Consider the following 11,277-nt stretch of genomic DNA (forward strand, 5'->3'; position numbering starts at 1 on the left):
GCCTCAATGAAGCAGGAAGTTAGCATTGAATCTATTTGTCTAGTTATGAATAGATTTGAGTAGGTATAACAGAACGGAAAGGTGAGCAGGATGTTCAACAAAAGGAAGACGGTCCCGAAGCCCTGCGGTCGTCCTCCGACCCGGAAACGAGTCTGAAACCTGTCGGGAGCGGTGCGCCGGCGTCCTCCAAACCTCGCGAAAATATTGCGGTCTAGCCATATGCCAGCAGAAGAACTTTCCACATCGATCGGGACATCGACCACAGACGCCTTTGACTGGCGCAAGCCGACCACTCCGGAAGACACGCTTTCGGCGCTCGATTCGCTGTACAGCCCGGACGATTTCACAGGCCGTGCGGCTTTTTACGAATCGGCGACGGCCACGTCCCCCCTCGACATCGATCTCCTCGTCCAGAGCGTCCAGTTCAATCTTGAAGAGCACCTGCAGCTTTCCCACTATGTCGGGGACATCTTCGGGGCGACCTGTTTCGGCAAGAAACCGCTCCACATGACGGTCAGCTGCGTCCTCGTGGATGGCCCGGAGAATTACGGAAAGCAATACCTCGTTGACTGCTACAAAAACAGGCTGCGCCTTTCCGCCGTGGCCAGGACGGGCAATGTTCCCGTCCTGCGATGCCTGGACTCCGTTTACACAGGTCCGGTAACGGGCATGCAGCTGAGTGAGAGCGGAGCACAGGAAGACGTTCTCATCGTCACGTTCACCATGCTCGTCCTGTCACTCAATGTGTCCCACAACGGCAGCCTCGTGACGTTCGACTATCTGCACGGCACGGATGGCGTAGCTGACAGCGTATCGAGCAGCGCCACTGATGGCGGTGAGACGTCGAAGGCGGACGACGAAGTCCGGTTGCTGATGGTGTGATATACACGACGTATGTGAACCTCTAAGCCGTGGTCAAGGTGTGTTTGGATATATTTTTTGTAGCTATAAATATTGACAGCTCAACTTTTTTTGTAGTTGCATATATTCATGCAATACGAGTGGGATGTTTCAATCCACAGTCGCCCCGTCCGCCGACTGACTCCGCGACCGACGGATAGGGGTCGTGCGGATCGGCCCTCCCTGAAGGGAGGGGTTACGAAAAAGGATTTCATCGGCTCCACCGTCTTGTCAACTTCTCTTTTCCCCCTGAAGGGGGAGGTCTCAAACCACAAAGGAATTTTTGATGAAAAAAAGCGCACGAGCAATCTGGAAAAACACGGCGAAGACTTCGCTGATGTGATCCTGCTTGACTGGAGCCGCGCCCGGATAGAACCGGACATACGCCATGACTATGGAGAACCACGATACGCCGCCTTCGTTCCACGCGATGATGACCGCCTTATGTGTCTCGTGTTCACTCCCCGAGACCGGAGGATGCGCATCATCAGCTACAGAAAGGCAAACAGCCGGGAGAGAAAAAAGTATGAGACGCTATGACGAAAACGGCAAGGAAATGGTCGTCTACACCACGGAAGAGCTCGCGGCGCTCCAGCGTCTCCCTGGCGCTGGTCGGGAAATGACCGACGCTGAAATTACGGCCGCGGCCCTGGCCGATCCCGACACCGTGCCGCCGTCCGCAAACGAGGCGCCTTTTGCCGGAAAGACCGGACGCGAGGCGCTCGCCGAACTGTTCCCGCCGGAAACCGTGGAGACTTTGCTGGCACCACGGCGTGGACGCCCGAAATCGGAACGTCCGAAGATCCAGTTCACCGCAAGGTTCGACGCCGATATCGTGGAACATTTCCGCAGCACCGGCAAAGGCTGGCAGGTGCGGATGGAAGAGGTCCTGCGCAAAGCCATCGACATAGGTCTGTAATATTTAAGCTTTTCATCTAAAACAAAAAGGCGCCGCAACATCGCGGCGCCTTTTTGCAATATTTAGGCGAAAAAACGGGGCCGAAGATTTTAACCTGCCAACATTTCAAAATCCGGAATCCAGAAGAGGCATTCGCCGATGGCCGATCTCGATCAAACACCGCAAAACGGTACATTGTCCGCGGAGAACGCGAACATCAACCTCCTCCAGTGCCGGGTCTACATCGCCGGCATATTGCTGCCGACGATCTCGGTGAACATCCGCTGTGTCTTCAATGAACCTCCCACAGCGGAGATCGCCCTCCCGGCGTACCCGGAACTCTTCTCCCTTGGGGAGGCGGACCGCGTGCCCGTGCACGTTTTCGTGCAGGAGACCATGGTGGAGTCGCCGCACTTCATCCTGCTTTTCGAGGGATTCATCGAATCCAAGGTCTACATGAACAGCCCTCTCGAGCGCAGCGTCACCATCAACGCCATCTCGTACTTCGACATCCTCGGCGACTGCAAGGTGCGCTTCATGACGCAGCTCGACGACATGTTCCTCATGTCCGGTGCCGGCAACCAGGAACAGGCCGCCTACGTTGCCACGTCGGACATCACCTTCCCGCACTGCCTGTTCCGCTACGGGCTCAATCCCCTGGACAATGGCCTGCCCATCAAATACCCGTCGCAGTACCTGGAAAACATCTACGCCTTCATGCAGATGGCCGGGCAGACGGACCCGAAAACGGGCGAGGAGTACCACCCCCCGCTCGGGCAGCTCCACGCGTCGAAGCTGTCACAGTATTTCCGCGACCAGGCGGAAGCGCTCAGGCTGCTCGACCGTTTCGAATACCTCCCCTACTTCGACAAAGCCGGGAATGACGGGACCGCCTGGAAGATCGCCGGGCTGCCGGAAACGGACGACATGGCTACAGCTTTCCCGATGATCTATGGCATGCAAACGTTCCATGCCATGGAATTGCTGGTGCGCGGCGCCGTGAACGCTTCCGAGGAGCAGACGCTGCGCGAGCTGCTGACCTTCCTTGTGGACGAGATGGAGTACGAGTACCTCTACATCGCCAATCCGGCCTACCACGCGGCCATTCCCGCCGACGCGGGCTCCGGCACCGGGGAGAAAAACGGTGCGGAGCAGGCCCAAACCGGTATGGAGAAAGACACCGGCACGCAAGAAAAGGACATCCCGGCCAGGCTGGTGTCGTCCTGCATGAAACCGCTGCTGACGGATTCCCTTCCGCCACAGTGCAACGTCCTGCACCGTACCCTGGTGACGAGCATCCAGACCAGCCAGAAGTACAAAGGCTCCCCTACCCGCATCCAGATCCGCAACCTGTTCGGCCCCCTCGCCCAGCTGGTCAGCGGGAATACCAGCAGCAAGCTCGCCCAGACCGGCCTGCTGGATTTCTACCCTTCCGAGACATACCAGAACTTCGAGGTTCCGGACGCTCTGCTGAAAAACGGCATCCGGGCCCTGAGCAACGAGCTCCTGAAGGTCGAGGAATTCACGGGGCCGTGGGTAAGACAGGTCGGTACCCCGCGCTGGTTCCACTACATCCCCTTCATGAACAGCGGGGTACAGGACAACACCGGTTCGACACTGGCGACGGAGAAGATCTTCAAGGAGCGCTTCTGCCGGCGGCAGCTGCTCAACCTCAAGTACGCCCCGCGACAGCTCACGGCGACCTGCCAGTTCGCTCCTTACGTCACACCCGGGTTCCCCGGTGTCGTCTTCGACAACAACGATACCCACTTCGCCTTCGCCGGGCACGTCCTGGCTGTCGAGCACAGCATCTCCGGCACCGAGGTCAGGACGAGCATCAGCATGAACTTCGCCAGGCTGCTCAAGGAAGCCGCGACGATCCCCATCAACCACCCGCTGACGGCGGTGGACAACATCACGCAGTCCCAAAGCCGGATGACGGAGATCTACCAGACCATCCTCGGTACGCCGGGCGCTCCGGGAGTGCCTGGTGCCGATGCCGTGTCCTACGACACCCTCCTCTCGGAACTGACGTCACCGGACACCTCCACGGCATCGCCCCACAGCAACCCGCGTGAAGCCTACAGGTACATGCGAAGGAACATCGTCACTTTCGAAGACTACTGTGCATTCATGGGTTTCACGGCGACGTACGGGAACGGTCCGGAGGGCCCGCAGACACCTCTTCAGTTGAATGGCGATTTCCTTGAAAAAAGACGTCCTCTGAAGATCTTCAGGACTGTCACGGGAAAGGAAACGGGAAAGGAAACTGGAAAGGAAGAGGAAAAGGGAGAAAAAAGCGGGAACGGTATGGAGGACGGTTTTTCCAACATGCCGGAAAAAGAGCTGATCGGTTCTTTTGATGAAGGGTCGAATGATTCCGGTACAGGCTCCATGATTGATTCCCGTATTGGACCCATAAACGGAACAGCTAATGACACAGCTTCCGGTACTGCTGACGGAACACAGGGAACAGGTGAAAAGGGGGCCGCGGACAAGATCATGGACAAGATCATGGAGAAAGCCCGGGACAAAAGCCGGGAAGGCACCAAAAAGGATGGAGCACAGATACTCGACGCCAGTGAGGCCATTACCGAGGTGGAATCCGATGTGCGTTCCCTGCTGCTTCAGATACAGGCGAAGGAGTTCGCGATAATGGTTTATGAGTAGTGCCGATCCTCGCGCGCAAACAGGCGTGCCCGGTCAAGCTGCAGTTACCAAGCGCGCCGTAAAGCCTCGCCCTTCAGGGCGGGGATATAAGGCGCGCTGGGTAAAACCATGTGGTTGAACTATATTATTCAGTGTACCTGAACCGCCTTCCCACCTGTATCCCCCCAACCTCCGCGGACAATCTTTCCGCGGAGGTTTTTTATGCCCGCAGTCCGACCCGTCCCTGTCAACGCCGCCTTCGTCGACGAAGACATGCGTCTCTGGAACGAATACAAGCGCGTCCCGTCGCCCGACAACCTCGGCAAGCTGCTGGACAGGTTCAGCGGCGTCATCAACAACCAGGTCAACAAATGGGCCGGGCCCATCCCGCGCGACGTGCTGATCAACGAGGCGAAGCTGCTCACGAAAAAGGCCCTGGACAGCTACAACCCGCATTCCGGCGCCGCGCTGGCCACATGGGTGACCAACTCCCTGCTCCCCCTCAGCCGTATCGTCTATACGCACCAGAACACGGTCAGGATGCCCGAGAACATCACCATGAAGGTCAACACCTATAACATGGCCGTAGACCAGCTCACGACGGTCCTGGGCCGGGAACCGACCACGGACGAACTGCATGACGAACTCGGCTGGACTGCTTCGGAGATAACCCGTTTCCGGGACTACAACCGGCGTGACCTGCTGGAATCCGGCCCTGCCGTTTCCGGCGACTTTTTCTCCGCCAGTGACGATGCTGATGACGACATGCTGCTGTCCGGCATCTACATGGAGCTGACCCCGGACGAGAAGCGTCTTTTCGAACACACGACAGGCTTCAACGGCGCCGCCGTGCTCTCCAACGCGGAGCTCCAGAAAAAGCTCGGCATCACGCTCTCGCAGCTCTCCTACCGCAAAAACCTCCTGCGCAGGAAGATCGAGGGCATCATGGCCCGCCCCGGCATCCGCCGCAAATTCGCCTGACCCGGAGCCATACATGTTTCAATCCGCAGTCGGCCTGTTCTAACCGTTCCGCCGACTGACTCCGCAGCCGACGGACAGGGGTCGTGCGGATTGCCTCTTCCTGAAGGGGAGGTTTCAAACCACTGAGGAATTTTTGATGAGCATCGCCTCAGCCACAGACATAATCAAGTACCTGGGCTCCATGAGCTCCATGCTGTCCAAAGGGGACAGGACGGCCTCGGGGGAAACGGACGACAAGACGCCGGAAGAGCTCCCCCAGAAGGAAGGCATGACCGCCCTCTCCACGGACGGGAGGGCCATCGCCAACGCCGTCTTCACCTCCGTCCACGCCAAGATGCCCGCCGAACTGCTGGCCATGTCCGACGCCTACGACGCCACGCAGGCCTGCACCCGCATGGCCAAACTGTATAACCGGGACCGCAAGGATTTTTATGACCTTGCCTCCAGGGACCTCGATACGCGCAAGTCGCGTCTCGCCTACAAGCAGGGGCTGATCCTGGCCATGCTGTCCGGGACGAAGGAAGCCAAAGCGGCCCAGACCACGACGGAGGGATAGGCCGTGCTCGACCTCAGATTGTACAACCCCACGGGCAACTACACCGACCAGACGAATTCCAGCGAGTACATGCAGCTCGTGCGACCTGAGGACCCATCCGCCTCCGGCATCGAAGTCATTGCCGGCAAGGTCGTGAAATACCTGCTCACCGGCCGGGGCTCGGACGCCTTTGACCCCGGATACGGCGGCGTTTCCATGCACCATACCCAGATCTCCCAGGCGTTCATCCCGCAACTGACGCTCGAAGTCCATGACGACGTGCGACGCTGCACGGAGTTCATCAAAAAGACCGACGGGAACGACCAGGAGCGCCTGCTGCGCATCAACGTTCTTGACATCCGCTACAACGCCCGTCTGTCCCCGGACAGGGTGGACGTCTATCTGGAGATACTGACCACGAAGAACAACCGCGCCGTCGTGGCCCTCACGACAGACCGGCGCCGTAACTGAGGCTTCCTCATGAGCGATCTTATCCTTTCCAGAGAGCGGTTCGATTCCGCGGTCAACACCATCGTCCAGTTCCTTCGTGACTCCGGCTACTCCGGCTCCCTCGAGGACGGTACCGGCCTGCATGACGCCGTCATCAAGCCCAATGCCGTCATCTACGGCCTGTTCGCCCAGATGGTGGACAGGGCCAGCGCCTACCAGAGCCTCCAGAAAGCCCTGGAGCTGAAGGACACCATCGGTCAGGAGGACTACGACGACGCCGTGGACGGCATCCTGTCGAACTGGTTCGTGACGCGCAACGACGGCAAGCCTTCCTACGGTCATGTCCGCCTCTGGTTCCTGCAACCGGTCGACTTTTTGCAGTACAAAGACGGCCAGCCGGTCGGCACGGCTACAAAACCGGCCACCGCGCCGGTGGTCCCGGCCGCCCCCCTCTCCCTTGTGGCCGACGGTGAACAGGTCTTTACGGAAGACAGCTTCGGCTGCCTGTACAACTCCACGGACAACATCAACGAATACTATATCGACGTCGCCGTGCGCTCGGACGGGAACTCCGACCTTGCCCCGGACGTGACGGATACCGTATCCGCGACCGTCGGCGACATCTACTTCCTGCGCGCTTCGATACCGTCCAAATTCGTCGCCGGTGTCCTGGTGGAAAGCAGCGAGGATTTCATCCGCCGCGCGGAAAAAGCCATCACCACCCGGGAGCTTATCACGGACAGGGCCATCAACACCGTGCTGCGCGAGGAGTTTGACGAGATCATCGACCTCTATGTGGCCGGGCACGGGAAAAAGGAACAGCTCCGGGACATCGTGGATTTTCAGGGTGTGCGCGTCCATGTCGGCAACAAGGCCGACATCTGGATAGCCACGGAGCTCACACGCCAGATGTACGACGTGGCAGCGGACGCCGAAGGATATGTCAGCACCGGCCAGTTTCCCGGGGACGTCTCTGTCGCCGGGTTCTCGGGCGCGTATATCGACGGGACCCCCACCGGTCTTGAGGTCGCCTGCGAGGAGACGCTCTTCGGGAGCGGGAACTACCTGCCGGAATCCATCAGGGTCTCCGGAACGTCCGGCCTGGACAAGGTCACCCTGGAGATCCTTACCGACCCCGTGCTCAACCGGGTGAGCGACTTCGTCCGGGCCGGCGGGCAGCGTGTCGTCTGCTACGACCCCCTGGTGAAGCACAAGATCCCCCTGGTGCTGCGCCCCGTGCTCGATGTGACGCTCGTCCCCCTGCAGTCAGGCTACTCCGAAGAAGAGCTGGCTGATATTTCGACCCGCATCCGGCTGGCGGCCACGGACTACGTCTCCAACCTGGTGAAGACCGGCGCTCCCTGGGTCGCATCCGAACTGGTGGCCGCCGTCCACGACGCTGTGGATGCCGTCCACAAGATCAGGCTGCCTGTGGTCTGCAAGGGTTCCCTCTTCGATCCGCTCAACGGCAAAGTCCTCCGGTTCGACATGCCGGACAAGTTCTCCGTCGCCGATATCACGGAAACCCATTCGGCGCAGCTTTCAGACAACACGGTGCAGCTCTACACCGATGAGGGGCTCGTGACCGTGAATTTCTCCAAATCGTAAGGGGGCCGGTGTATGGCGATCATCCCGTACAAGGCGGAAGGTATCTCCCCGGATGTGGCCACCCACCTGCTGGAGATCAGCGACCACTCCCTGCAGGCCAGATCCATGCTTACGGCCCTGGGCGACTACTGGACGGCCTACTACCGGGACCTTGTCCCGGTCTCGCTTGCCGCGTCCGGGAGCATGGCCGCTGTTTCGAAGGAATATACGCGGCTGCTGGATCTCGTTCGGGCCTCGAACATCCTGGACGTGCCCATCACGGATGCAAGCCAGTTCGAACTGCTCGTCATCGACGCGGCGGACCTGCGTGCGGTATACACGGACGAGTACAGGACGGAGGTGGCCTGCTACGAGGTCGATTTCCCCGGTGTCGTCGACACGGCGTACCTGACCACCTCCCTGTTCGAGGCTCCTGTCGTCCTGGAGCGCGGCAGGCACTTCGATGTCATCCCCGGCAAGGGCTACCGCTTTTATGTCGACCTCTTCGGTGACAGGGGCATCGCCGATTACTCGTACGAGCTTGACATCAGCGGCCGGAAAAAGATCCTGCTCTGGGCCTGTGACCTGGCCCTGTCCAGCACGGTCATCTACAACCGTTACGGGCGGTTCCTGTACCGGAAGTCGAATGACGGCGAGCAGTACAAGTGGTTCGTCTCGGCGCTCATGCGCTTCTATGCCAACGCGAAGACGACAAAGAGCATCTCGGATGTCCTCAACATCATGTACGGTGTCCCCTATACCCGGTACAGGGATGAGACCATCGTCGACAGCTACTACGTCAATGCCGACCTTGAACGCGGCATCATCGACGAGGCTCCGTACATCTGCATCGAAACGGACAAGTCCAAATATTACACCTATGCCTTTTCGAAGCTGACGGCAAAGCCTGGCGATACCGTGCCGCAGTTCACGCTGCTGGCCACGTTCAACGAGGTACTCGACTACGTCAACGCACCGGGATGGTGGGAACACTCGATATTCCCCGATGCTCTGCTCGATGGGAACAGCGGGCTGAGCCATGAGCAAAAGATGGAGCTCATGGACAAGGTGCTCAAGTACAACACCGTCTATGTGAAGATCGGTGTCTCTTTCGAGACGTACCAGACATATCTCAGACAGGTCCGGGAATTCCACAAGATCATTGAGTCCGGATTCCCCGTCTATCTCTATCCTCTTGTCGAGCCCCTGTTCCGGGCCGTGTTCGTCGACACGGAGAAGGCAGAGGATGGCGACAACGACATGAATGCCGACATGGTCATGGCGTCGGCATACGACTACGGGCACTCGCGACGCTTCGACGGCGTCTATTATTACTACATGGATCCCCACATGGCGCATGGCAGGGACGCCGTCGCCGTCCCGATGCGCTTCGACGGCGGGCAGTCGTATACCTGCGCGCCGGAAAAGCAGCTTCGCCACCAGGAGACCATCACGGGCGCGGCCTTCCTCAACGGGACGATCCCTTACGATACAGGCTGGGACCTGTCCCACGACAACACGAGCGACATCCTCGAGATACTCGCCCGGCACAGGACCATTGAGGATACCTACTCCTGGGATACGTCTCCCTACCTCGACCGGTACGTCGTCCTGACCTACTCGAGCATGACCCATGCCGACGGTACATACCGCTTCGGCGAGAACCACATGCTGTTCGGCAATGACATACTGGACGGCGGGCATGTGTCGTTCGGCGCATACGCGGATGCATGCATGCCCACGCATGACGACTTCCGTGTGACAGTCACCAGAAGACCTTGATACGCTTAGCTACGGAGCTTGATGTCCTTCCAAAGAATCATAGTCTTTTTCGTCGCAGAGACGTCTCTCCTCTTCGAAATATTTTTGAAAAAAGCTTTTCTTAAATTCAATCTGATCAGATTTTATTCCAGATATCTCAACGATAGAAGGAAGAAGATTTTTCATCCATACTGGTCGATGTAATATATCAGACGTAAGCATATCTTTATTTTCTTTCAAAAAATCTTTCGAACCCCATATAATCATTGGTATATCATAAACAATCGTTGAGTTTAACCCTCCACGTCCAAAATGGTCTCTAAATTCAAAATTTTCTTCTCCATGATCAGAGAAATAGAGTACGAAGCTATATCGCCCTGTACTACGCACAGTATCTATAATCTTTCCAAGAAGAAAGTCTGTGTAACGTATTGAATTATCGTAACTATTTATACGTTGTGCAGCAAATGTTTTTTTATTCTGTTTGATATATGGTTTATCTACTACAATATCATCAGATGTAAATACAGCAAAATCTTTCGGGTATCTATCGTAAAAATCGACATGAGAGCCAAGTAAGTGGATAAATATTACTGTTGGAACATTATTATTTTTTATCGACTCGATTGCTCTATCAACGACGATGTGATCTAGTTTTGCATACTGTCCAAACTTTGATGCATAATATTTATTTTTAATGTTATTAAATAGATACCCTAATGCAGTGTCGTACTGACCACCTTCTGATTGATTTGAATAGAGTTCAGTATAAAATCCTGATTTATTAAAAAAATCAACAATAGAGAGTTTTTTATTATCAGAATTTTCAATAGTAAGACTATTTGTTAGTGACATAAGAGTAGATGATGATGTTGACACAGCATTCTCAAAAACAAATATATCACTCTCTCCACTAATTACAGGAGTTGTATTCCGTTTATACCCATAAAGTCCCCAGTGATGCTTTGTCGCTGACTCTCCAATTACAATAACATATAGCGGATTTTTATCTATATTGGAGCACACTGCATTAAAAGATATACTATCAGTATACTTTTTTATATCTTTCATAGAAGATATCATATCTTTATACCTGTCATAATGAATAAATATTGCCGACTGCTGGTATTTACTAAACAGTTCTGAAAAACTTTTATATTTATATAAGCCAATAGACAACATAATCGCCACCACTGCAACAACAAAACAAACATTAACCCTCTTATCACTATATGTCATTGTCTTCTTAGTAATAAAATAAAAAACAATCATAGATACAGCAATAATCATCAATCCATATTTGTTAAAATTTGATTTTATCCATCCCCAATTTTCATAAATCTTATCTGGAGAAAAAGATTCAAATATGACAAAAAAACCTTCATTTGCAACAGGCACACCATTTAAAAAAGTATGGTATAGCAAAAATATATTAATAATAGAAGTCATTTCATAATTCCAGAAAAAGTCATAAAAATCGTGTAATCGAATTTCATGAGTAAATACCAAAGATTAA

Annotated in this window: 10 protein-coding genes; 9 read left to right on the top strand and 1 reads right to left on the bottom strand. The window is 55.4% G+C overall.

From position 1 onward, the window contains the following. The first annotated feature begins 219 nt into the window (after positions 1-219). From HF854_RS11285 to HF854_RS11325, 9 genes are all read left to right on the top strand, one after another. Positions 220-882 (top strand): hypothetical protein, encoded by a 663-nt coding sequence (locus tag HF854_RS11285; protein WP_168936379.1) that lies wholly within the window; start codon positions 220-222, stop codon positions 880-882. Positions 883-990: 108 nt separating this feature from the next. Next, entirely contained in the window at positions 991-1,440 is a 450-nt protein-coding gene (locus HF854_RS12940) for a BrnT family toxin (RefSeq protein ID WP_168936380.1), read from the top strand. Continuing rightward, entirely contained in the window at positions 1,427-1,819 is a 393-nt protein-coding gene (locus HF854_RS11295; RefSeq protein WP_168936381.1) for a BrnA antitoxin family protein, read from the top strand. The genes HF854_RS12940 and HF854_RS11295 overlap by 14 nt, the downstream gene beginning before the upstream one ends. 138 nt (positions 1,820-1,957) lie before the next feature. Then, entirely contained in the window at positions 1,958-4,468 is a 2,511-nt protein-coding gene (locus tag HF854_RS11300; RefSeq protein WP_168936382.1) for a hypothetical protein, read from the top strand. Between the two features lie 201 nt (positions 4,469-4,669). After that, positions 4,670-5,428, top strand: a complete 759-nt coding sequence (locus HF854_RS11305) for a hypothetical protein (protein WP_168936383.1) — start codon at positions 4,670-4,672, stop codon at positions 5,426-5,428. A 136-nt stretch (positions 5,429-5,564) separates the two neighbouring features. Next, positions 5,565-5,984, top strand: a complete 420-nt coding sequence (locus HF854_RS11310) for a hypothetical protein (protein ID WP_168936384.1) — start codon at positions 5,565-5,567, stop codon at positions 5,982-5,984. Positions 5,985-5,987: 3 nt separating this feature from the next. Next, positions 5,988-6,434 carry a hypothetical protein gene (locus HF854_RS11315; RefSeq protein WP_168936385.1) on the top strand — a complete coding sequence of 149 codons (447 nt, stop codon included), beginning with the start codon at positions 5,988-5,990 and terminating at the stop codon, positions 6,432-6,434. Between the two features lie 9 nt (positions 6,435-6,443). Beyond that, positions 6,444-8,021 (top strand): hypothetical protein, encoded by a 1,578-nt coding sequence (locus HF854_RS11320; protein ID WP_168936386.1) that lies wholly within the window; start codon positions 6,444-6,446, stop codon positions 8,019-8,021. Between the two features lie 12 nt (positions 8,022-8,033). Beyond that, positions 8,034-9,782: a hypothetical protein gene (locus HF854_RS11325; protein WP_168936387.1), complete on the top strand. Its 1,749-nt coding sequence runs from the start codon at positions 8,034-8,036 to the stop codon at positions 9,780-9,782. A gap of 9 nt (positions 9,783-9,791) precedes the next feature. On the opposite strand, the gene HF854_RS11330 is transcribed toward HF854_RS11325, so the two are convergent. After that, positions 9,792-11,210 (bottom strand): phosphoethanolamine transferase, encoded by a 1,419-nt coding sequence (locus tag HF854_RS11330; protein ID WP_168936388.1) that lies wholly within the window; start codon positions 11,208-11,210, stop codon positions 9,792-9,794. Positions 11,211-11,277: the final 67 nt, after the last annotated feature.

This window comes from Desulfovibrio piger (assembly GCF_012843875.1).
Classification (GTDB): domain Bacteria; phylum Desulfobacterota; class Desulfovibrionia; order Desulfovibrionales; family Desulfovibrionaceae; genus Desulfovibrio.